We start from the raw sequence: 22,998 nt of genomic DNA, 5'->3' as shown, positions 1-22,998 counted from the left end.
AATATTTTATTTGTGATAATTCTGCAACATTTTGATTTTATACTGTTCTTATAATATATTAAGGAGGTTTTATGATGAGTATTTTACAAGTAATTGATTTGAAGAAATATTATGGTGAAAATTCAAATATTACAAAAGCTCTCGATGGTGTAAGTTTATCTATTGAGAAAGGTGAGTTTATCTCTATTGTAGGTACATCTGGAAGTGGTAAATCAACATTATTAAATATGATGGGAGGATTAGATAATCCTACATCTGGAAAGGTTGTTATAAGAGATAAAGAATTATCAAATATGACTGACGAACAACTTACAATTTTTAGACGTAGAAACATAGGTTTTATATTTCAAAATTATAATCTTGTTCCTTTGCTTAATGTATATGAGAATATTATTTTACCAATAGGATTAGATGGAGAGACCATAGATAAAGATTTTATACACGAAATTATAAGTATGCTTTCTCTAGAAGAAAAACTATATGATATACCAAGCAATCTTTCTGGAGGACAACAACAACGTGTTGCTATAGCTAGGGCACTTGTAACAAAACCTGCTATTATACTAGCAGACGAACCAACAGGTAATCTTGATAGTAAAACGAGTACAGATGTGTTAGCTTTACTGAAAATGACAAGTGAAAAATTCAATCAAACAATTGTAATGATTACTCACAATAATGAAATTGCTCAACTAACTGATAGAATTATTCGCATTGAAGATGGAAAAATTGATAATTAGGAGGTGTAATATATGTTTAAAAATAACAATCGTGCTTTTATAAGAAAAATAGCTTTAAATGATTTGAAAATTAATAAACTCAAAACATCTCTTTCAGGTATTATTATAATGATTTCTACATGTTTACTGTTAACAGTAGCCTTAGTTTCATATAATGGTTCTGTAGATTTAGTTAATTCATCTCCATATCATGCTATATATAAGTCTGTAAATGAAAAATCAAAAAACATATTATATCGAGATAAAAATTTTAGTGATGTAGGAACATACAAGTTAATTGGCAGTAACAAGAAGACAGATTATATGATGTCAACTATTTATGCAGATAATATAGCAATCAAACTTATGAATTTTCAACCAATGAAAGGTACTATGCCTACAAATAAAAATGAGATTGCTATTTCAGAAAAATACTTACAGCAACTTTCTTTAAATAAAGACATTGGAGACAGTATTAAATTAACTTATCGTGATAATATGACGAATAAAGAAATACAAAGAGATTTTGTTATTGTTGGCCTTTTAGAAAATTATTATCAAGATAATGCTAAACAATATTATACAGTTGTTTCAAATGACTATTTTAAGAACACAATTTCTACATCTTTACAAAACAAAAGTAGCAATTTTGATGATACAAGACCTAACGATGTAGATGTATTAGTAAAATTATCAGAAGAAAATACAAAGAAAGATTCAGCTTCAATTAAGGCACAATTAAAAGATATTGGCTTTTCTTTAGGGATTAAAAAACATAATATATACTTAAATGATAAATATATTGAATCAAATTTAATCGATAGTGAACAGGTTGTTACAGTTTTGGCAGTTGGAATAGTTATTCTTTTTTCTAGTATTTTTGTTATATACAGTATTTTTTATGTTTCAGTTGTTAATTCGGTTCATGTGTATGCTAAGTTGAAATCTTTAGGAATGACTTCTTTTCAGTTAAAAAAGATTATTTCTCTACAAGGAAATTTTTTATCGATTGTTTTTATTCCATTAGGTATCATTATATCGTGTATAATTGCTTACATAATTCAACCATTGGCATGGCAGATAATAGATGATTCATTTATAATCTTAATTTTATCACTAGTAATGTACTTAACTGTTAGAATTTCTCTACATAAACCTGCTAGAATTATTTCCAAAATATCTGCTATTGAAGCTATGCAATACACAGAAATTAAATTTAGAAAAAAAATAAAAAACTTTAATTATATAAATATTAAAAATTTAGCCTTAAAAAATATTGAGTCAAATAAAAAGAAGAACTTAATTGCATTAATCTCACTAAGTATTAGTGGAATTTTATTTATTTCAATTGCTAATCTTGCTAATTCGATAAATTTTAAGAAACAGTTGTCACAACAATTTGTATATAACGAAAATTACCTTGTTAGCATTAAGAGTGATAATTTATATGAACGCATTACACAAATTCAACAAAACAACCCATTAACAGATTCCCTTAAAAATGAGATTGAATCTATTCATGGAGTAAAAAAAGTAATTGAATCTAAATCAATTAAAGGTAATCTTATAGAGCCTTCTATCAAAGATAAAGATGAAAAACAATTTACTACTTTAATTAAAGGTCTTACACCTGAACTTTTAAAATCATTTGAAGAATATATTGTAAGTGGAAAATCAGATTATAAAAAACTTAACTCAGATGATTTAATTGTAAATAAGTATAGAGCAAAATCCTATGGATTAGATTTAAAACTTGGAGATACAGTTACATTTGATATTTTTAGTGGAAATAATATTATTAAAAAACAAATGAAAATTAAAGGAATTATTGATAATTCTAATACAGGTAGTATGTTTTTTGCTTTGGATAAAACCTTAGAATCTCTAACTCCATATAATACAAGCTTAGATTTTTCTATTTTGGTAGATAAAAAATATTCTAAAGAAGTTGAAGAAAAGTTGCTAAGTATCATTCAGGAACATTCTAGTTTAATGCTTTATTCATATGAGGATGATTATAAAATGATTACTAGAGCATTTAAGTATATAGTTGTAACTTCATACATTTTTGTTGGTTTAATTTCTTGTTTTGGTATACTAAATATGACCAATATTCTAATAAATAGTGTTTTAATCAGAAAAAGAGAATTTGCTTTACTTCAAGCTGTTGGAATGACAAAAAAGCAACTTCGAAATATGCTTTACAGAGAAGGTTTAAATATAAGTATTAAAGCTGTATGTATTTCAAGTTTATTAGGTTATTTGGGTTCAAGTTTACTTTGTACTTTTATAAAAGATGTAGTTAGAGTAGATTTTATTAATTTTAACTTTTCTATATTTACTATTTTAATTTTTTCTTTTGTATTAATTGGAATACAAGTTTTAACAACTGAATTACTTGTAAGAAATATAGAAAAAAAATCACTTACAGAACGCTTGCGCTCTCAATAAAAAAATAGGAGTTACAATTAATCTATCAGTAGATAGTTGCAACTCCTATTTTAACTTTAAATACTTTTCTTTTTTTCTAATATTTCATATATACAATCTTCTGTTGAGTTACTATCTTTTTCTCTTCTCTTTTTAGAATCGATTAAAACAAAATACAGTATAAATCCTACAACAAGTCCCCATGTTCCACCTTTAGCAGCAATCACACCTCCCATAAGCCCAATTAATCCCTTCTCTACACCAGTATTACATAGTTCCATTGACAACTTTGTACATAAATAACCTTGAACTAAGAGTGTCACTGAAAGTGCTAATGGTATAAGAGGAGTAGCAATCTGAGCAACTGGATAAAAACATATAAAAATAGCTGAAACCCACACTAATGTACCCATACCACTAAAAATGGACTGCATTGATTCCTTTCCAACCTTATATCTTTGAGCAACACTTCCAGTAAGTGTCGCAGCTAATGGACCACACATTGGTATATATGGAGAAATAACTGCCATAACAATATTTCTTATACCACTTATAATATTAGACCTATTTGAATTGAAATCTATATATTCATCTTTTCTGTTTTCACTTTCAGAAAGTACTAAATTTTCACCTGTTATAAAATCACCAAATGCAATTATATATATCATAAAAGCCATTGGTAACCCTTGTATAAATAACATCATGTTTGGAAAACCTATTCCAAGAGGAGATACTGTATTTATTAAATTTTTTAAGTCTACTATGTAAATTATTTTATCAAAACTCAAACTAGGAATTCCTATTTCTTTGCTAAATATACCTACAATTAAACTCACTAAAATAGCTGATACTACTCCATATTCTCCTAAATGAAATAGAAATTTATTTTTAACTTTTAAAGTGTCAAATCTTTCAGAAAACATTACAAAACAGGCAACCAAAATTCCTACTGTTATAGCTATTGGATAAGAATCAAATCTACCTTTAGGACTAAATTCTGATATTACAGTAGAGATACCAACACCCATTAATATCCCACCTTTAATAGAATTTGGTATTTTACTAACTAACTTTCCAGCTACTCCAGTTATTCCCATCAAAATAAATATGATTCCTAAATCTATTTGTAAAGCTGTTAATGCTTGTATTCTTTCAATGCCCATGCTAAACTTTAACAAATATGCAGTTGTAAGAGTTATAGAAGCCGTAATCCAACCAGGTACAACTGGGTCTCCCATAAAAACATGTAAGCAGTATAATATGGAGTTGATTATAGCCATACTCCATGCTACTTCATAAGGTAATCCCAAAATTTGTGTACTAAGACCAATAGTTCCTAAACTTGTCATACTTGATATTATTCCTTGAATAGCTTCTGGTTTCTCAAACCTGTAATGTATAAATGGAATTCGTATCTTGAACAATCCAAATTTTATATGAGGTTGCTCTATTCTAGTGAGTCTTTCCATAATTTCACTCCACCTTTCGATAACTCTTATAAATTTACAACCTTATAATTGTTTATAAATTATCAATGTCGTTAAAACTAGTATATAACATGCAAATTGCATAAACAATAAATTAAATTTATAAAATTGATAGATTTTGTGCATATATGGAAAGACATCTTCATTTTTATTTGTTTATATCACTTGATAAAGGCTCTTTATAAAACTCAATGGTTCTTTTCCATGATTCAAATTGCCCTTGTGTATTTCCTTCTATCGTTCCTCCTGAAGAAAAGATACCTCCACCTACATTCATACATAAGGTCTCTTTTAAAGGTATAACATATGGAATTGGTAATGGATGCCCCATATTATTATATGTTAATAATTCTACTTTACATGGATAATTGTTTTCTTTAAGTATTTCTAATGCCTCTAAACAAGCATCATAACTATTCCATATATTATCTTTTTTCCCAGCAATCATAAGTATGTCTGCTTTGGAATTTTCTATTCTTATTCTAGCTTCATTTCTATTATTCGCTCTTTCAAGATTTTTTTTATAAGAATTGGCAAATCCAAATGGAATTCCTTTTGAGATATCTTTCTTTTGTTCTTCAAGAAAGATATCATCATCTAAGTGGATATATGAAAATGGTTCCCCTTTATACGACCATGATGAAGTATCTTTTCCATTCTCCAATCCATTAAGAGCTTGGAAACAATAAGTATGTGGAGCTGATACTACAACTTTTTTAATCTGTTCATATTTTGAGGCAAGTAAAAGTGCTAACTCTCCACCCTTTGATGTTCCATGAATAAAGATTTCTTTAGTATTAGTAATTTCATTTTCACTAATCCATTTAAATACTTTTTCAAAATATTCTAATGGAACTTCTTCTAATTTATCTGGTAGACCCTCTAAGGCAAAATAAGCAACTGTTAGTACATTGAATCCCCTAGATGCAAGTGGAGCTGCTAAAAGGTCTAGAGCATCTAAACTTCCATCAGAACCACCCAACATTAGAATTGTTTTATTATTAGAATTTTGTTTATAAAATAATTTTCCTATAAATTCATCAGATATGTATTTTGTAGTAATATCATGTGATTTAAATAGTCTTTTCAGTTTAACTTCTTTTCTTTCATTAGAAGATTCAAATATCATATTCATGATTATTGGCTTATCTATAGATATATTTTCTGCAAAATTATTACCTTCAGTTTTAGATTTTTCCAGCGAATAAATTAATCCCATACAGTCAGGATTTTTATAAGTACCTTCTATAGGTTCAACTGAATCTAAATCTACTTCTCCCTTTTCATTTGAAGAAAATACTCCATAAGAAGAGAATTCTTCTCCCTTACACCATGGAAATTCCATTTTCATACTTACTTTAAGTTTAGTATTTGGAGTCAAATCTGAAACTATAATCTTAAGTCTTTCATCTACAAACGATTCTAAATTGTATACATTTACTTTCATAATCCATTTCTCCTTATAATATTAGTGATTTATATATTTAAAATAACTTTATCCAATGTAATATGAATCCTCTAAATTAAGACATCATATTGACTATTTTATTGTATCAACTCATCAACTTTTTGTCAATATGATGTCTTTTTATTCATTTTAAATTATCACTAATATACTCTCTCTATTTAATATCATCATAAATAAAAACCACTCTTTCTAAAGAATGGTTTTTGATAAATGTTATTTTATATTGACAAGTTTATCTTTTAATTTAAATTTATATAATTAGATATTTTTTATTTAATATCTAATTATATCATGCATTTGCAAAAGTATATATGGCATTAATTCTTGCTATATATAAATTTTCATCGCTACATCCAATATATTTAGCATATTTCTCTATCTTTTCTTTTGCATTTTCAACATCACTTTCATCACTCTCCATTAACTCATTTATATAAATATCCATTAATGAAGCTTTATAATCTTTTATATCATAACCTAAAAATTCAGTTAATCTCTCAATTTCCTTATTGAAATCTCCATCTTCTTTCACCAAAAATTCGTATACATCTTCTCTATATGGATTTAAGGTTATTATTTGTTTTACAACCTTACATTCATCAGCTTTTCCAATAAAGCCATCTTTATAATTATTAAATAATGCATTAGATTTTTTTATAGATTCTTCATCAATATAAGAATGTACCTCAGTTACCCTATTTTCTATAAGAGCATCCACTACAGCATAATGAATTTTAAAACAATCATTATATAAATAATTACTCATTTTTTTTACTGTTGATTCTATTTCTAAAAAACTAGCATGACCATTTTTTTTATTTTTATTTGGAATGATAAAAGTTTTATTCAAATTATTAAAAAGTCTCTTAAAATCCAAGTATTTTTCGCAATAAACACTTTTAAAGGTATCGATATCTATAGTTATAATTCCAAAACTTACTATAGTCTCAATGCCTTTCTTAAAAGATTCCTCTATATATTTTTCTCCTAAATTTAAACCTCTATCTGATATTTGTTTTAAATTTTGAAAATTATTTAAACAATCTCTTTCAAAGTTTTTAGAAATTTCCAAAGCGTATAGTTTAAAGATTTTCCTTATCTTATTATAATTATTTTTCGTATCATCAAATCTGATAATAGCTCCATTTACATCAAAAGTAATCATTGAGTTTTAACCTCCCCATTAGTTTCATCAATAAAATAAATTTAATATAAACTTTATAATCATAATATTAAACTTATTTATACTATAATTATTAATTTGATGATAAAAGCTATTTTCCTTCTAAATAAAAAATTTGTCTAAAGTTTTTAAAAAAATTAGACAAATCTTAGACTATTATTCTTTAAATTATTCCAAATACTCCAAATAATATTGGTATAAATATAGCTGGCAACAAATTTGCTACTTTTATATTTGTTAGTTTAAGTACATTTAAACCGAGACCTATAATCAGTAAGCTTCCAGCTGCTGTCATCTCTGTAACTACAGGGTCACTTAAGAATCCATTTAAAAACGATGCACCTAAACATATAATACCTTCATATAAAAATACGGATATTGCAGAAAACATTACACCTATACCTAAAGAAGCAGTGAATATAATAGAAGCTATTCCATCTATTACAGATTTTACAAATAATGTATCATGACTTCCTGTAAGTCCACTTTCTAGTGCTCCAACTACTGCCATAGCTCCTATACAAAATAATAAACTAGATGATATAAAACCTTCCGCAATAGAATCTTTTTTATTTCCTTTAGAGAATTTACTTTGTAAAAAAACTCCTAGTTTGTTTACCCATTTATCTATATCTATTAACTCTCCTATTAAAGCACCTATAGATATAGATGTTATTGTTACTAACGTATTTTTCCCCTCTAAAGCTCCTGATATACCGATATACAATACACATAAAGCAATTCCATTCATTATAGTATCACTTACTCTTTGAGGTAGTCCTCCTTTAATTATAAGACCTACTATACATCCACCTGCAATTGCTAGACTATTTGCTATTACTCCAAACATTTTTTCTCCCCTCGATTAGCTAATTAAAATTTACTCATATTATCAAAACTTAAACATCAATAGTTTGTAGTGGATATTTTAAATATTCCAAAAATTCTTCAAATCCTTTTCTAGATATATTTACAGTTTTAGTATTTATATTTGGATGAAAATTTAAGAAATCTTCTTTAATTACATCCTTGTCTATGTAAAGCTCCACTTTTCTTTCTGTGTCATTTATCAATGAAAAAGGATTTACACTTCCTGGAAGAAGTTTAAGTACATTGTATAATCTTTCAGGCGAAGCAAATGATAACCTAGAACTTCCTATCTTATCTTTAAGTGAGTTTAAATCAACCTGCTTTTCTCCTTTAACTACAATAAGGTAATACTTATTTCCTTTAGCATTTCTTAAAAATAAATTTTTACATTGGCATCCTTTTGTTATTTCATCCAAAATTACTAGTTGTTCTGCTGTATATACAGCTTCATGCTCTACTACATCATATTCAATATTTAATTTGTCCAAGACACTATATATTTTAGTTTCATTAATTCTCACTTCATTTTCGTCTTCTTCTTTCATAACTTTATCTTTCAAATCATTCATATTTCTCTTTTCTCCTTAAACACTTTGTTATTTCTATACCCTCTTTAAGATATTACTCTACAATAGCTATTGCTCTTACTGGAGCACCATCAGCGTCATTATACTTAAATGGAGCTGCTATAAATAGAAATTTTTCTGGAACATTTTCTAGATTTGTAAGATTTTCTATTATTATTTTACCTTTTTCAAATAGAATATGATGCACTTTAAAAACTGATGTATCATATCTATCAACTGATAGCATGTCTATGCCTATACCTTTTATATTAGTATCAGCTATATAATTTGCAGCTTCTTCTGTTAATGTAGGATAACCTACATAGTACTGCTTTTTATCCCAAAACTTTGACCAACCTGATTTAAATATTATAAAATCACTACGTTTTATTTCATCTTCATATTTTTTTAGATATTCTAGCTCTATATTCTTATTTCCTTTTTCAAGTTCCAATACATAAGCTTTTCCAACAAAATTTTCTATATCCAATTTGTCTAGGGTCTCACCTTTAGTATACATATGTCTTGGTGAATCCATATGAGTTCCATTATGAGAAAATACACTAATAAGTGTTTCTTGATAACCATTTTCTTCAATAATTGCTACTTTTTTGATATCTGGTCTGTTAGGCTCTGCATATACAGGCATGTCGTTATGTGTTACATGAGTTAAATCAAAAACCTTCATTTTTATATACCCCCCTATGTTTTATTTTCTATTATATACCTAAATTCACTTTATTTCTATCAGTTTTTATTCCATTATATACCATACTAATATATAGTTTTTATAAATTTCAAGGGATTTACAGAAAAATCTTGAAAAGAATTATCAGTAAATATAACATCTTCTCCTAAAAAACGTTTGTATCTTCCTTCTTCTTTTTTCAATGTAATTCTTTGTTTCTGTGAATGATTGTTAAAAACCATTATTTTAAGTGGAGCTTTTTTTCTATTTGTCTGAACTCTTTTTAACATGTATTTTATATGCATATCAGCTTCAGGAAATGAATATCCACAAAATATTAAAAGGTCAGTATCTCTTAACGTTTTTTCTGTTTCATTCCAAACATTACTTAAAAATATATTTGACATATTCTTAAAATATGTTGGTGGGACTATAATAGGTTCTGTCAATTCACCACATTCTAGACATTTTGTTTCTGAACTATTTTCAATAAGTTTCATGACACCACCTTCATGCGGGGTAAGAGTTACACTATTACAAATAGGGCAATAAAGCCAATTTAGTGACCCATGTACCTTATATAATTTTATTAGTGGTTCTTTTGGTTTTCTCCAATTTATTTCTTCCTTAAAATTAGTAAATTCCACACCATAATCAAGCATAATTGGAGAATCATTTTTGTCCCTTAAACCAGTGACTGTATTGTCTATATGTATATCATAATTTGCACTAATAAAAGTGGTATCAAGAAGTAAATCATTTTCTAAAAGGTTTTCAACTAAAAGTTTATGATATTTATTATCTGTTCTAGGTGTATTATGAATTGCTTCAGCCATTAATAATATTAAGTATTGTCTCAAAAAACGTATACTATCACTTCTATTATTTAGATTTTCTAGACCAAAGTTTCTAAAGGCCTCTCTTCTTTGTTCTGCTAAATCCAAAAGACCTAGAACTTCCTCAAATGTAGGAAAGTTTGCATTATCTAGATTATCTTTTACTATATCAATGTTGAACATCTGTTTAAAAAAATTGTATAATTCTCTATTCATATTGGTATTATAGTTTTTAGGATTTAGTTTTTTAAAATATTCACTAAAAAGTTCATTTTGAATAGGTAGATTTTCTGCTGCTGAAGCTCCTGCTCCTAAAAATATAGCTATTTTCATATGATTCCTCCTAATATAAATATTACTACTGTTTTTTATATCTATTAAATATTCATATCATATCTTTAATAATACAACAATAAAGCTGTCCCTTCCTAGAAAAAATCCTATTACAAGACAGCCTTATATTTATATTAAATCTTTAATAATTCATAAATAGAAAGAGCATATATTTGAGTAGCCTTTACAATATCCTCTACTATTAAATATTCATTAGCTTGATGTTCTGTTTCTGGTTTTCCTGGGAAAATAGCTCCAAATGCAACACAATTATCTAAAGCTCTTGCATAAGTTGCTCCTCCAGATGAAAGTGGTGTTCCATCAAGACCAGTTTCTTCTTCGTATACTTTTCTAAGTGTTTTTACAAGAAGTGTATCTTCTGGAACATAGATTGAATCTAAGAAATCATACTCCTTATAAGTTAAATTGTACTTATCTGTCATTTTCTTTAATTCTTTTACAAAGTCATCTTTTTTGTATGTTACTGGAATTCTTATATCTATTCCAGCAAATTCTTTTTCACTATCAATACTTACTCTACCTATATTTACTGTTAGCTTGCCAGATACATCATCCTTACAATTAGGAATTATATTATTACCATTAGCATCCTCTCCAATGACTTCTGCTAAGAACTTAATTATATTAGAATCTATACCTATATTATTAAGAGCTATACAAAGTCTAGCTACTGCATTTATACCAGTATCACTTGCTGCTGAATGGACACTTTTTCCTATTATACATATTTTATTTCCTTCAACAGTATATTCAAAATTTAACTTATCAAGTTCTTTTTTTAATTTATCAGAATATTTTCCAATATAAATCGCTTTTCCCGGAACCGCATTTAAGGCTTTTCCAACTGACAATTCTATATCACTTTTACTATCACAAGTTAAGTGAACTTGTAAAAGACCTTTTTCTGCATTTGTTATTGGAAATCTAGAATCTGGAGTAAATCCGTAATTTGGTATTTCTTCATTATTTTCTTTATATTTATTTATACATCTCCAAAGATTTTCTTCATCAGCTCCAAAAATAAATCTTATTCTCTTATTAAAGTCTACCTTTAAATCCATAAGAGCTTTTACTGCATAAATTGCTGATATTGTAGGACCTTTATCATCTTGTGTTCCTCTTCCATATAAATTACCATTTTCTAGGACAGCTTCAAATGGAGGATGATTCCAACTTTCCAAATCACCTTCTGGAACTACATCAACATGACCAAGTATACCTATCATCTTTTCGCCTTGTCCAATTTCAGCATATCCATAATATCCATCCTTATATACTGTCTTAAATCCTAGAGATTTACATAAGTCTAATATACCTCTTAAAGCCTTATCTACATTTTCACCAAATGGACAGTTTTCAGTTGCGTCAGATATAACACTAGGTATTTTTACACTTTCTTGTATAGAAGAAATCATTTCATCTTGTAGAGAATTTACTTTTTCTTTAATTTGCTCTTTCATATTATCACCCTTCAATTTTCATCATAATATACTAATAAATATTTTGACCTTTTTAAAAAAAAATATGCTTATTTTTTCAGTTTTTTTATAAATTCAATCGCTTTTAAAGTCCCCATTTTAGAATGGTCAAATGTAAGTCCACCTTGGAAATAGACGTTATAAGGAGGTCTTATTGGAGCATCTGCACTTAACTCTATAGAAGAACCTTGGATAAAAGCTCCTGCTGCCATTATGACTTCACTTTCATATCCAGGCATGTCCCAAGGAACAGGTTTTACATAAGAATCAACTGGTGCAGCTTCTTGTATCCCTTCACAAAAACTTATTACCTCATCAGCATCATTAAGTCTAATACATTGAATAATATCACTTCTTAAATCATCGTATTTTGGCAATACATTATAACCTAACTTTTCAAAAGCTCTTGAACAAAATATGGCTCCCATTACAGCCTGAGACACTATATAAGGTGCCAAGAAGAATCCTTGAAGTACATTTCTAGTAGTTCCAAAAGTAAGACCACATTCTTTTCCTATTCCAGGAGAAGTCATTCTATAAGATATAAGTTCAATTAAATCTTTTTTACCAGCAATATATCCACCTGTTAATGCAAGACCACCACCAGGATTTTTTATTAGAGAACCAGCCATAACATCTGCTCCAACATCAGTAGGTTCTTTAGTATCTAAAAACTCACCATAACAATTATCAACCATTACGATAACTTCTGGTTTAACAGATTTTATTACATCAATAGCTTCTTTTATATCACTAATTGAAAGCGATTTTCTCCAAGAATATCCTTTTGACCTTTGTATCATAACAAGTTTAGTTCTATCATTTATTTTATTTCTAATTCCTTCTAAATCTAAATTCCCATTTTCTAAAAAATCTACATCATCATATGTAACACCATACTCTTTTAATGAACCTTTTTCTTCTCTTATCCCTATAACACCTTCTAAAGTATCATATGGTCTACCAGTAACAGACAAAATCTCATCTCCTGGTCTAACTATACCTTGTATGCACAAAGTAAGTGCATGTGTTCCATTTACAATTATTGGTCTTACAAGAGCATCTTCTGTATTAAAAACTTTAGAATAAATTTCTTCTATTTTTTCACGACCAATATCATTATATCCATATCCTGTAGTCCAGTTAAAGTGCATATCACTTAGTTTAGACTCTTGCATAGCTTTTAAAACTTTATATTGATTATATTCTCTTATTTCCTTTATTTCTTCAAACTTGTCCTTTATTTCTTCCATTACTTCTTGCGATAGTTTAAAAGTATCATCATCTATCCCATAGTAATCTTTTAATAATTCTTTTGTCTCATTAAGCATTTTATCACCTGTCTCTTTATTATTTTATTTAAACATGTCAAAGGAGACTATTTTACTAAAACAAATAAATCATAGTTTATAGGTTAGTATAAGTCTCCTCTCAATCATCTTAAATTAAATTATTATCTATCTGTTGTTATTATTGTTATTGTTTTGATTTTGATTTGTTAGATTAATATACTTTCCAGGTTGTATAGTTGAAACAGCATGTTTATAAATCATGTTTTGCTGTCTATTATCTCCTTCTATTAATATTATATAACTATCAAATCCTTTTACAAGCCCTTTAACTTGTACTCCATTAACTAAGTATATAGTAACAGGTATCCTTTCTTTCCTAGCATTATTTAAAAACAAATCTTGTAAATTTAAAACTGTATTTTTCATTAGATTTGTACCCTCCCAAGATTAAATTGAACTTCTAAAATATTCCTACCTTATATTCTATATAAGTTATGATAAATTTTCAATATTAAGTTGTATACTTAAAAAATTATATATTATTTTATAGAATCTTTAATATATAAGATTATTTCATTTTTTAATGTATCTATGCTTTCATATTTATCTAAATCAAACCATTTTGCTATTTCATATCTTTTAAACCAAGTTATCTGACGCTTTGCATACCTTCTAGAATCTCTTTTGATTATTTCGATAGCTTCTTCGTATGTATATTCTCCATCTAGATACTTTAATATCTCTTTATAGCCTATACCTTGCATGGATATCATGTCTTTTTTAAATCCCATACTTAAAAGTTTTTTGACTTCTTCAACCAACCCATTTTCAAGCATGATGTCAACTCTCATATTTATTCTTTCATATAAGTGTTCTCTATTTCTATTTAATACAATTATTATTGGTTCATACTCTTCATTAAATTTTAAATCACTTGAAAAGTCATTCATTTTCTTACCGCTTAGACAAACTTCAAGTGCCCTTATAACTCTTTTAGTATTGTTCTTATGAATTCTATTAGCAGCTTCTTCATCGAGTGATTTCAATCTATCATGCATGTAATCTATTCCCTTTTCAGCAAGCTGATTTTGAAGTTCATCTCTCAATTCATTATTGGCATCAGATTTTGCAAAATCCATATTATATATTAAAGAATTTAAATAAAGCCCTGTACCTCCAGTTACTAATACAGATTTTCCTTTTTGATTTATTTCATATATATACTTTTTTGCCCTTTGTTGAAACTCTGAGACTGAAAATGGATAGTCAGGCTTAACTTCATCTATAAGATAGTGCTTTACTCCCTGCATCTCTTCTTCTGTAACTTTTGCACTTCCAATATCCATATATTTATATATTTGCATAGAATCTGCTGAAATTATCTCTGCATTCATGTCTTTTGCTAATTTTATTGACAAATCTGTCTTTCCAACAGCAGTTGGACCTGTAAGTATTATAAGTGGTATTTTTTTCATAATATTCCTTTCCATATATTTTAACTATCCAAATATTTTACATGATTCTTTTAAACATTTTTTCTATTTCTGTCTTAGATATTTCGACCATTATAGGTCTTCCATGAGGACATGTAAATGGATTTTCACAATCTTCTAATTGTTTTAACAGACTTTTTATTTCAATATCATATATTTTATCATTTGCTTTTATAGCAGACCTACATGCCATAGATGCAAATCTTTCTCCCTTTAAATCATAATTACTTGTAATCTCTTCTATATTATCAACTATCTGAAGAATGAACTTTTCAGTTTCAGGAACTCCAAATATAGTTGGCACACATCTTATCATTATATGATTATTACCAAATACTTCTAATTCAAAACCAAATTTCATAAATAACTCTAAATTATTTTCAATTTGAAGCATATCTACATTTGATACTTCAATTACCACTGGGTCTAAAAGTATTTGCATATTGATATCTTGTCTATAAAACTTTTCCATATATCTCTCATATAATATTCTTTCATGTGCAGCATGTTGGTCCAACAAATACATAGAATCATCTTTGCTTAAAATTATATAAGTATTAAACACAACACCAATTACAGAATATCCATATAGAGAAAATTTATCTTTTGAACTATATAAATACTCTTCTTCACACTCTCTAATGCTATCAATATAACAGTTACCATCGCTTCTTGAACCATCAACTTGAAATTCTTCTTGTATATTGTCATTTACAGTATCTTCACTTAGATACTTAGTGTTTTTTAATTCATCCTCTACACTTTCATTTAATACTTCACTTACCGATTGAAATTCATTTATTGGTCTTTCACTCGATAAAGTTATAACCTCAATAGCTTCATCTTTTTCTTTAGTAATATTGTTATTTTTAGAATCATCTTCTAATAAATTATTATTTTTCAATTCAAAACCTGTACTTTTTTCTCTATTATTAATAGCAATTCTAGGTTGTGTTTTTTTATCTGAATAAGTAGCATACTTTCCAATAAGATTTGAATGTATCAGTTTAACCTTTAGAAAATCTCTAAGTTCTATATAGACTTCTTGTTCTTTTTCAAATTTAATTTCGAGTTTATTAGGATGTATATTTACATCGATACATGATGGTTCCACTTCTATATTTAAGAAACAAACTGCATGTTTACCTATTGGAATTATAGACTTATAACTTTCTGTTATTGCATCTATGATTATTTTGCTTTTTACAAATCTTTTATTTATATAGATATGTTGTAAATTTTTATTGGAACGATATATATTGTTATTACCTATATATCCATTCATTTTAAAGTGATTACATTTAAACTCCACATCTATTATATTTTCTGTTATTTCTTTTCCATATATGCTTCTAATGGTATTTACGAGTTTACCATCTCCTGGAGTATTTAACATTTGTTTGTTATTATTTGTATATTTAAATTGAACACTTGGATTACCTATTGCAAGTTTATTTATTAAATCACTTATATTTATAGTTTCTGCATGAGTAGACTTTAAAAACTTCTGTCTTGCTGGTGTATTAAAGAAAATATCTTTTATAATGATTGTAGTCCCATTAGTAGAACCAATTGGTTCTTTTGATATTATTTTTCCACCCTCAACGTATATTTTAGTTCCTATAATCTCATCCTTTGTTTTAGTAGTCATCTCTAATTTGGATACAGCTGAAATAGATGCTAATGCCTCCCCTCTAAAACCAAGAGAATATAAGTCGTACAAATCATCAATTTCTTTAATTTTACTAGTAGCATGTCTTAAAAATGATTTCTCAACTTCACTTGAAGGTATCCCTATTCCATTATCTGTAATCTTAATTAAACTCTTGCCTCCATCAACTATATCTATAGAAATTTTGCTTGCACCTGCATCGATAGAGTTTTCAATAAGTTCTTTCACTACAGAAGAAGGTCTTTCTACAACTTCACCTGCTGCTATCTTATTTATAGTTAAATCATCTAGGATGTTAATTATATTTTTCATTTGCACACCTCTAAGATTTTATTTCTTTTGCTTTTTTTTGAAGATTATAAAGAGAATTTATCGCATCCAATGGAGTCATATTTAGGATATCTAGATTTAAAATTTCTTCTGATAGTATGTCTCTCTTTACACTGTCAAAAGATATTTGAGTTAATGCTACTTCTTTTACAGAATCTTCTTTATTGGTTTTCTCCATATCATCATTTTCCTTTATTAAAGCAACTTCATCATTTAGTAACTTAAATTTAGAATTTAATTTATCATAATCCTTTTTTATATGCTTATAGTCTTTTACTATAAGTTCATGTTCTATTTTTAGAGATTCATATTTATTCTTAAAATTGCTTTGATTTACCTTAAGCAATTCTTCATCTAAATTAATGCTAGTCGCATTAGTTTTTTCTTTATCACCATTTATCGCTACACTGTTATAGACATGATTTTTTTCCAAGTCTTTAAGTATATATTTTGCTCTTTCTATGACTTCATCTGGTAGTTTAGCTAATTTAGCAACATATATTCCATAACTCTTATCTGCCCCTTGAGGAATTATTTTTCTTAAAAAGATTATTCCTTCTCCATCTTCTTTGACTGCTATTGAATAATTCTTAACCTCTTTAAACTCCTCTTCTAAATCAGTAAGTTCATGATAATGTGTTGCAAATAATGTTTTGCATCTAATATTCTTCTGAATATATTCCACTATTGACCATGCTAAACTTATACCATCATAAGTGCTGGTTCCACGACCTATTTCATCTAATATAACTAGACTTCTCTCTGTAGCATTTTTTAGTATAAGAGATACTTCATTCATTTCCACCATAAAAGTAGACTGCCCTTGAGATAAGTCATCACTAGCTCCAACTCTAGTAAATATTCTATCTAAGATTGGAATATCAGCATATTCTGCTGGTACAAATGAACCTATATGTGCCATAAGTGCTATTATAGCAGTTTGTCTCATATAGGTTGATTTCCCAGACATATTAGGACCAGTTATTATGTTAATAATGTTTTCTCCACGGTTTAGATATGTATCATTTGGAACGAAATTTTCCTCACCTACTATATTTTCAACAACTGGATGTCTACCATTTCTTATATCAAGTTTATTATTTTCATTTATTGCTGGCTTTACATAATTATTTATGTGTGCAACTGTTGCCAGAGATACAAAAACATCTATATTAGCTATAGTTTTAGCTACTTTTTGTATTCTATCTATATTTTTGTATATAGTATCTCTTATACCTACAAATATCTCGTATTCTAGAGACTTAATTTTTTCTTCAGCATGTAATATCTTTTCTTCTATTTCCTTTAATTCTGGAGTTATATATCTTTCTGCATTACTAAGTGTCTGCTTTCTTATATATGTCTCATCTAGTTTTGCCTGTTTAAAGTTGGCTTTTGTTATTTCTATATAGTAACCAAAAACTTTATTAAAACCTATTTTTAATGATTTAACTCCTGTCTTTTCTCTTTCTCTATTTTCTATTTCTTTTACAAGAAAAGCTCCATTTTTAGAAATATCTCTTAATTCTTTAAGCTCATCACTAAAATCAGACTTAATTATATTTCCATCTTTTATAGTTATTGTAGGTTCTTCTAAAATAGCTTCATCTATTAAATTGTATATATCATCCAATTTATCCATTTCTGAAACATACTCTTTTAGTATTGTTGCATCTGATAAATCTATTGTGTCTTTTAAATTTGGTAATTTTTCTATTGAATTTTTTAAGTGAACTAATTCTTTTGGTGTAACCCTTTCAAATGCTATCTTTCCACATATCCTTTCTATATCGTATATATTTTTAAGTATATCATTTAAATCTTCTCTTAATATAAAATCATCTTTTATCTCTTCTATTACATCTAATCTATTTTCAATTTTAGATTTATTTATCAAAGGTTCTTCAACATATTTTCTTAAAAGTCTACCTCCCATTGCTGTAGAAGTTTTATCAAGAACATGCAATAATGAACCTTTCTTCTTATTGCCTCTTATAGTTTGAGTAAGCTCTAAGTTAGTTCTAGTAAACATATCTAAAACCATGTATTCTGATGAATTGTATATATTTATATTATTTATATTAGATGTTATTTGTTTTTGAGTATTATATATATAATTCAGAAGAATTGATAAGCTTGACTTTATAAGACCTTTATCATCAAACTTTAGTTTTTGTAGATAAACCTCTGGAAAATATTCTCTTAATATGTTTATATCCAAATAGTTATCGCTAAAACTTTCATTTATGTATATATTACTTACAGTAGCTATATCTCTAAGCTTTTCTATAAAGTCTAAATCATTTATAATTATTTCTGTAGGATGGATTTTTGCAATCTCTTCAATTACTTTATCTTCATTTAAACAAGTTGCATTAGTTTCTCCAGTACTTATATCGACATAAGTTAGCCCTATATTAGAACCATCCTTATATAAAGACAACAAATAATTATTTTTTTTATTTTCAAGTAAATTTCCATCTAAAACAGTTCCAGGAGTGATGACTCTTATAACCTCTCTTCTAACAATTCCTTTTGCAGTAGATGGGTCTTCCATTTGTTCACCTATTGCTACTTTATATCCATTTTCAACTAATTTTGATATATATGAATTGGCTGAGTGGAAAGGCACACCACACATAGGAGCACGTTCTTCTAAACCACAAGCTTTTCCTGTTAATGCTATTTCAAGAGCTTTTGAAGCTACTAATGCATCTTCAAAAAACATTTCATAAAAATCTCCCAATCTAAAAAACAGTATACAATCTTTATATCGGTTTTTTACTTCAAGGTACTGCTTCATCATAGGAGTCAATTTATTCATATCTATTTGCATTATCAAACCTCCTTCTTTTCTAATTAAATATTATATCATAGTAGATGATTATTATTAACATAATATATAAAATTTTGACGTATAACTAAAAAACAATCCAAAATGTATAATTGCATTTTGGATTGCTAGGTTTAATACTCTTTGAATAAAGCATATATATAATTTTTACAACAAAGATATTATTTCTTTCTTAAGTTTAATGACATTTTCAAGGTTATCTTCATTCAGTTTTTTACTATCAATAATAAATTCTTTTTTTATTATTGATGGCTTTTTTGAAATGACATAAATTCTATTTGATAGCATTATAGCTTCATCAATATCATGGGTTATAAGAAGTATTGTTGAATTTACCTTTTTCTTAACATCTAAAAGCCATTTTTGCATAGATGTCTTAGTCAACGAGTCGAGTGCTCCAAAAGGCTCATCTAAAAGCATTATGTCATTAGAATTTACAAAGGTTCTCAGGAAATTTGCTCTCTGTCTCATTCCTCCAGAAAGTTCAGATGGATATTTATTTTCATATCCATTTAAACCAAAAACCTCAAAATAATGTTTTACCATTTCCCTTGCTTTACTCTTTTTTTCTTTTTTTAAGACTAGTGGTAGTGACACGTTATCTATTATAGTTTTATATGGTAAAAGTAAGTCTTTTTGGTACATGTAACTGTATTTTCCATTTATATCTACTTTACCACTATTATAATCTGTAAGTTTAGTTATAATATTAAAGATAGTACTTTTACCACATCCACTTGGTCCTAATATAGAAACAAATTCGCCTTCATATACATCAATACTTATATCTTTTAAAACTTCAACTTCTTTATATGTTTTTGATACATTTTCTATAGATACTTTTATTTTTTTATTGTGGTAAGAATTCATTTGTGTAAGCATCACTTGCCTTCATATCCTTATCTATTAATTTATATTCTTTTAAGAATGATGTGTAGTTATTCCATACACTGTCTTTCATTTCTCCCCATCTAGGTGCATCGTCTTTATATTTACTTGCTAGATATTCTTGACTCTTTAATGCTAATTTTTCATCTACCTCAGGTGCATGTTTTACTAATATTTTTGCTGCATCTTCTGGATTTTTAATTGCATATTCGTAACCTTTTGTTGTAGCCTTTAAGAATTTCTTAGCTAGTTCTGGATTATCTTTTAGTACAGTTTCATTAGAAATTATAAGTGGTGTATAATAATCTAATCTTTCATCTAAATCTTTTACTGGTATAAAGTTCAAATCATAGTCAATTAAACTTGCCTTAACTGCATCCCAACCTTCAAATATCCATGCAAAATCTACAGTTTTCATAGCTGCAAAGAAATCATCTTGACCAGTATTAACTATTTTTAATTTGTTAAAGTCGGCTCCATTTTTCTTCATAACTGCTTTAAAAACAGCTTCTTCTGATGGAGAACCCCAACCGCCATAAGTTTTTCCCTCAAAATCCTTAGCTGTAGTTATATTTTTTTCTTTTGGTGATGCAAACCCGGAAGTATTATGTTGTATAACAGCTGCTACAGCTTTTATTGGAAGTGGATCTTCACTAGTCTTTGCATAGGTAACTTGTTCTTGATAACTTATACCAAAGTCCGCTTTGCCTGTTGCAACTAAAGTCTCAGCTCCACTTTCAGGTGGTTGCACTATTTCAACATCTAAACCTTCTTCTTTATAATAACCTTTATCAAGTGCTACAAATAATCCAGTATGATTTGTATTTGGTGTCCAATCAAGCACCATAGTCACTTTTTTAGAAGAATCATCTTTAGTACTACTTTTATCCTTATCATTATTTGAAGAACATCCAGTTATTGTCACTAATGTAAAAACACTTACTAAACCTAATATTCCTAATTTTTTGAAATTCATAATTTCCTCCCTCAAATACAATTAATCTGCTAATCTATGTCTTATAACAATTTTTTTTACTACTTGTACAACTCCTACAAATATTAAACTAAATATAACTACCAATATAGTAGATGCAAATACTTTATCAAGAGCATATGCACTTTTTGACCTTAGCATATAAACACCAAGACCTTCGGTTCCACCTAACCACTCTGCAACAGTCGCTGCCATTACAGCATAGGTCGCAGATATTTTAAGCCCAGAAAAAAATTTATCCATTGCCATAGGAAATTTAAGATGAATAAATGTATTAATTTTATTTGAATCCATAGTCTTAAATAAATTTAAATAATCTTTATCAATATTCTCGATTCCATCTACAAAACTTATTAATATAGGAAAAAAACAAGTAAGCGTTACCATCAATATTTTTGGCATTGTCCCAAAGCCAAACCATATCATAAAAAGTGGAGCTATAATTATTGTAGGTATCATTTGAGTGACCAACATAATAGGATAAAGACACTTTTTTATTATCGACACAAAATCCATCAATACACCAATTATTAATGATATTATAATTGCAACTATAAAACCAAGTATTGCTTCTCCTATAGTAACTACAGCATGCATGGATAAATTTTGAGAGTCTTTAAAAAATACATTAAGTATATCTACCGGCGTGGGTAGTATATACTGTGGGACTTTTAAAACTTCTACCACAGATTGCCAAAGAATAAGTATAAACAAAAATGTTGCTATTGGATATATACTATCTTTAACTTTATCTATGATTTCTAAGTTTTTCATCTATAGTCAAACCCCCAGCTTTTTCATCTACTCTAGCTACTGTTATAACTCTTTCACATCCAAGGTTAAAAGGGATTTTATGTACTTTCTTCAATAATTCAAAAACTTCATCAAAATCACCTTCAACAGTCGTACTCATTGCACCTATTTCACATTTAAGACCACTTTTTTCAATTTCAGCAATACAAGCATCTACTACTTTATACATTTCTTCTTCACCTTTGTAAGGTCTTAGTGGCATTACTGCTATGTCTGCGATTACCATTTAAATCACTCCTTTAAAAATAATTAATACCTACTAGGTATATTTTGCTTTTTATTAAAAATTTTACTTCTAAAAGATAATATATTTAAATAAAATAAAAGTCTTATCCACAATAGGATAAGACTTATTTTCATCTTTACTGGTCTCCCTACACTGGCATTATCCAAACAGGTTCAAAGGGTCGAGATAAAATCTCCTCTCAGCACATTAGCTCCCCGAAATATATTATATCTTTTCTACTTGATTATACTACACTTATCATATTTTAACAAATTTTTTATTCATATTATATATTTTATCTATTTTAAAATATATAATACCAAAATAGTATTTTTTAGTATTTTTAAAAAAGTATAT

At 27.6% G+C, this 22,998-nt stretch carries 19 protein-coding genes and 1 riboswitch; of the genes, 2 read left to right on the top strand and 17 right to left on the bottom strand.

Annotated elements, in window-relative coordinates; all coding sequences use genetic code 11:
* Positions 1-74 precede the first annotated feature (74 nt).
* Complete coding sequence (locus Q3223_RS05275) at positions 75-740, top strand: ABC transporter ATP-binding protein (protein ID WP_074178191.1); 666 nt, start codon at positions 75-77, stop codon at positions 738-740.
* A 12-nt stretch (positions 741-752) separates the two neighbouring features.
* On the top strand, positions 753-3,170 hold the full coding sequence (locus Q3223_RS05270; RefSeq protein ID WP_407811733.1) for an ABC transporter permease: 2,418 nt from the start codon (positions 753-755) through the stop codon (positions 3,168-3,170).
* 56 nt (positions 3,171-3,226) lie between these two features.
* Here Q3223_RS05270 and Q3223_RS05265 read toward each other — a convergent pair whose 3' ends face one another.
* The 17 genes from Q3223_RS05265 to Q3223_RS05185 all read right to left on the bottom strand — a co-directional run bounded on the left by Q3223_RS05265 (position 3,227) and on the right by Q3223_RS05185 (position 22,641).
* Positions 3,227-4,618, bottom strand: a complete 1,392-nt coding sequence (locus Q3223_RS05265) for a hypothetical protein (protein ID WP_407811732.1) — start codon at positions 4,616-4,618, stop codon at positions 3,227-3,229.
* A gap of 166 nt (positions 4,619-4,784) precedes the next feature.
* Complete coding sequence (locus Q3223_RS05260; protein ID WP_167640345.1) at positions 4,785-6,083, bottom strand: acyl-CoA thioesterase/bile acid-CoA:amino acid N-acyltransferase family protein; 1,299 nt, start codon at positions 6,081-6,083, stop codon at positions 4,785-4,787.
* A 310-nt stretch (positions 6,084-6,393) separates the two neighbouring features.
* A complete protein-coding gene (locus tag Q3223_RS05255; RefSeq protein WP_054270395.1) occupies positions 6,394-7,269 on the bottom strand; it encodes a hypothetical protein in 876 nt (291 codons plus the stop codon).
* Between the two features lie 181 nt (positions 7,270-7,450).
* On the bottom strand, positions 7,451-8,137 hold the full coding sequence (locus Q3223_RS05250) for a DUF554 domain-containing protein (RefSeq protein ID WP_223153028.1): 687 nt from the start codon (positions 8,135-8,137) through the stop codon (positions 7,451-7,453).
* A 49-nt stretch (positions 8,138-8,186) separates the two neighbouring features.
* Positions 8,187-8,726: a prolyl-tRNA synthetase associated domain-containing protein gene (locus Q3223_RS05245; protein WP_054270397.1), complete on the bottom strand. Its 540-nt coding sequence runs from the start codon at positions 8,724-8,726 to the stop codon at positions 8,187-8,189.
* 52 nt (positions 8,727-8,778) lie between these two features.
* Positions 8,779-9,411: a cyclase family protein gene (locus tag Q3223_RS05240; protein WP_054270398.1), complete on the bottom strand. Its 633-nt coding sequence runs from the start codon at positions 9,409-9,411 to the stop codon at positions 8,779-8,781.
* A gap of 86 nt (positions 9,412-9,497) precedes the next feature.
* On the bottom strand, positions 9,498-10,580 hold the full coding sequence (locus tag Q3223_RS05235; protein WP_074178196.1) for an SIR2 family protein: 1,083 nt from the start codon (positions 10,578-10,580) through the stop codon (positions 9,498-9,500).
* A gap of 134 nt (positions 10,581-10,714) precedes the next feature.
* Positions 10,715-12,061: a M20 family metallopeptidase gene (locus Q3223_RS05230; RefSeq protein WP_407811731.1), complete on the bottom strand. Its 1,347-nt coding sequence runs from the start codon at positions 12,059-12,061 to the stop codon at positions 10,715-10,717.
* Positions 12,062-12,129: 68 nt separating this feature from the next.
* Positions 12,130-13,410: a methionine gamma-lyase family protein gene (locus Q3223_RS05225; RefSeq protein WP_054270401.1), complete on the bottom strand. Its 1,281-nt coding sequence runs from the start codon at positions 13,408-13,410 to the stop codon at positions 12,130-12,132.
* Between the two features lie 126 nt (positions 13,411-13,536).
* Positions 13,537-13,797 (bottom strand): RNA chaperone Hfq, encoded by a 261-nt coding sequence (gene hfq, locus Q3223_RS05220; protein WP_003428780.1) that lies wholly within the window; start codon positions 13,795-13,797, stop codon positions 13,537-13,539.
* Positions 13,798-13,910: 113 nt separating this feature from the next.
* Positions 13,911-14,846, bottom strand: a complete 936-nt coding sequence (miaA, locus tag Q3223_RS05215; RefSeq protein WP_054270402.1) for a tRNA (adenosine(37)-N6)-dimethylallyltransferase MiaA — start codon at positions 14,844-14,846, stop codon at positions 13,911-13,913.
* A 37-nt stretch (positions 14,847-14,883) separates the two neighbouring features.
* Positions 14,884-16,848, bottom strand: coding sequence for a DNA mismatch repair endonuclease MutL (mutL, locus tag Q3223_RS05210; RefSeq protein ID WP_407811730.1), 1,965 nt, complete (start codon positions 16,846-16,848; stop codon positions 14,884-14,886).
* A gap of 10 nt (positions 16,849-16,858) precedes the next feature.
* Positions 16,859-19,702, bottom strand: a complete 2,844-nt coding sequence (gene mutS / locus Q3223_RS05205) for a DNA mismatch repair protein MutS (protein WP_407811729.1) — start codon at positions 19,700-19,702, stop codon at positions 16,859-16,861.
* Between the two features lie 165 nt (positions 19,703-19,867).
* Positions 19,868-20,602: an ABC transporter ATP-binding protein gene (locus Q3223_RS05200; protein ID WP_200908109.1), complete on the bottom strand. Its 735-nt coding sequence runs from the start codon at positions 20,600-20,602 to the stop codon at positions 19,868-19,870.
* On the bottom strand, positions 20,571-21,584 hold the full coding sequence (locus tag Q3223_RS05195) for an ABC transporter substrate-binding protein (RefSeq protein WP_167640341.1): 1,014 nt from the start codon (positions 21,582-21,584) through the stop codon (positions 20,571-20,573). The genes Q3223_RS05200 and Q3223_RS05195 overlap by 32 nt, the downstream gene beginning before the upstream one ends.
* 21 nt (positions 21,585-21,605) lie before the next feature.
* Positions 21,606-22,376 carry an ABC transporter permease gene (locus Q3223_RS05190; protein ID WP_407811728.1) on the bottom strand — a complete coding sequence of 257 codons (771 nt, stop codon included), beginning with the start codon at positions 22,374-22,376 and terminating at the stop codon, positions 21,606-21,608.
* The gene (locus tag Q3223_RS05185) at positions 22,351-22,641 is read right to left on the bottom strand and encodes an MTH1187 family thiamine-binding protein (protein WP_003424145.1); all 291 of its coding nucleotides are present in this window, start codon (positions 22,639-22,641) and stop codon (positions 22,351-22,353) included. Before Q3223_RS05185 ends, Q3223_RS05190 begins: the two co-directional genes overlap by 26 nt.
* Before the next feature lie 128 nt (positions 22,642-22,769).
* Positions 22,770-22,869: riboswitch (TPP riboswitch) on the bottom strand.
* Positions 22,870-22,998: the final 129 nt, after the last annotated feature.

This window comes from Clostridioides sp. GD02367 (genome assembly GCF_045900275.1).
Classification (GTDB): domain Bacteria; phylum Bacillota; class Clostridia; order Peptostreptococcales; family Peptostreptococcaceae; genus Clostridioides; species Clostridioides difficile_A.
The sequence above is the reverse complement of the archived record's forward strand: the minus strand, read 5'-3'. Positions and strand labels throughout refer to the sequence as shown.

Bases quoted from the DNA above. Each gene is read 5' to 3' on its own strand.
- Q3223_RS05275 (WP_074178191.1), top strand. From the start codon at position 75: ATGAGTATTTTACAAGTAATTGATTTGAAGAAATATTATGGTGAAAAT.
- Q3223_RS05270 (WP_407811733.1), top strand. From the start codon at position 753: ATGTTTAAAAATAACAATCGTGCTTTTATAAGAAAAATAGCTTTAAAT.
- Q3223_RS05265 (WP_407811732.1), bottom strand. From the start codon at position 4,618: ATGGAAAGACTCACTAGAATAGAGCAACCTCATATAAAATTTGGATTG.
- Q3223_RS05260 (WP_167640345.1), bottom strand. From the start codon at position 6,083: ATGAAAGTAAATGTATACAATTTAGAATCGTTTGTAGATGAAAGACTT.
- Q3223_RS05255 (WP_054270395.1), bottom strand. From the start codon at position 7,269: ATGATTACTTTTGATGTAAATGGAGCTATTATCAGATTTGATGATACG.
- Q3223_RS05250 (WP_223153028.1), bottom strand. From the start codon at position 8,137: ATGTTTGGAGTAATAGCAAATAGTCTAGCAATTGCAGGTGGATGTATA.
- Q3223_RS05245 (WP_054270397.1), bottom strand. From the start codon at position 8,726: ATGAATGATTTGAAAGATAAAGTTATGAAAGAAGAAGACGAAAATGAA.
- Q3223_RS05240 (WP_054270398.1), bottom strand. From the start codon at position 9,411: ATGAAGGTTTTTGATTTAACTCATGTAACACATAACGACATGCCTGTA.
- Q3223_RS05235 (WP_074178196.1), bottom strand. From the start codon at position 10,580: ATGAAAATAGCTATATTTTTAGGAGCAGGAGCTTCAGCAGCAGAAAAT.
- Q3223_RS05230 (WP_407811731.1), bottom strand. From the start codon at position 12,061: ATGAAAGAGCAAATTAAAGAAAAAGTAAATTCTCTACAAGATGAAATG.
- Q3223_RS05225 (WP_054270401.1), bottom strand. From the start codon at position 13,410: ATGCTTAATGAGACAAAAGAATTATTAAAAGATTACTATGGGATAGAT.
- hfq (WP_003428780.1), bottom strand. From the start codon at position 13,797: ATGAAAAATACAGTTTTAAATTTACAAGATTTGTTTTTAAATAATGCT.
- miaA (WP_054270402.1), bottom strand. From the start codon at position 14,846: ATGAAAAAAATACCACTTATAATACTTACAGGTCCAACTGCTGTTGGA.
- mutL (WP_407811730.1), bottom strand. From the start codon at position 16,848: ATGAAAAATATAATTAACATCCTAGATGATTTAACTATAAATAAGATA.
- mutS (WP_407811729.1), bottom strand. From the start codon at position 19,702: ATGCAAATAGATATGAATAAATTGACTCCTATGATGAAGCAGTACCTT.
- Q3223_RS05200 (WP_200908109.1), bottom strand. From the start codon at position 20,602: ATGCTTACACAAATGAATTCTTACCACAATAAAAAAATAAAAGTATCT.
- Q3223_RS05195 (WP_167640341.1), bottom strand. From the start codon at position 21,584: ATGAATTTCAAAAAATTAGGAATATTAGGTTTAGTAAGTGTTTTTACA.
- Q3223_RS05190 (WP_407811728.1), bottom strand. From the start codon at position 22,376: ATGAAAAACTTAGAAATCATAGATAAAGTTAAAGATAGTATATATCCA.
- Q3223_RS05185 (WP_003424145.1), bottom strand. From the start codon at position 22,641: ATGGTAATCGCAGACATAGCAGTAATGCCACTAAGACCTTACAAAGGT.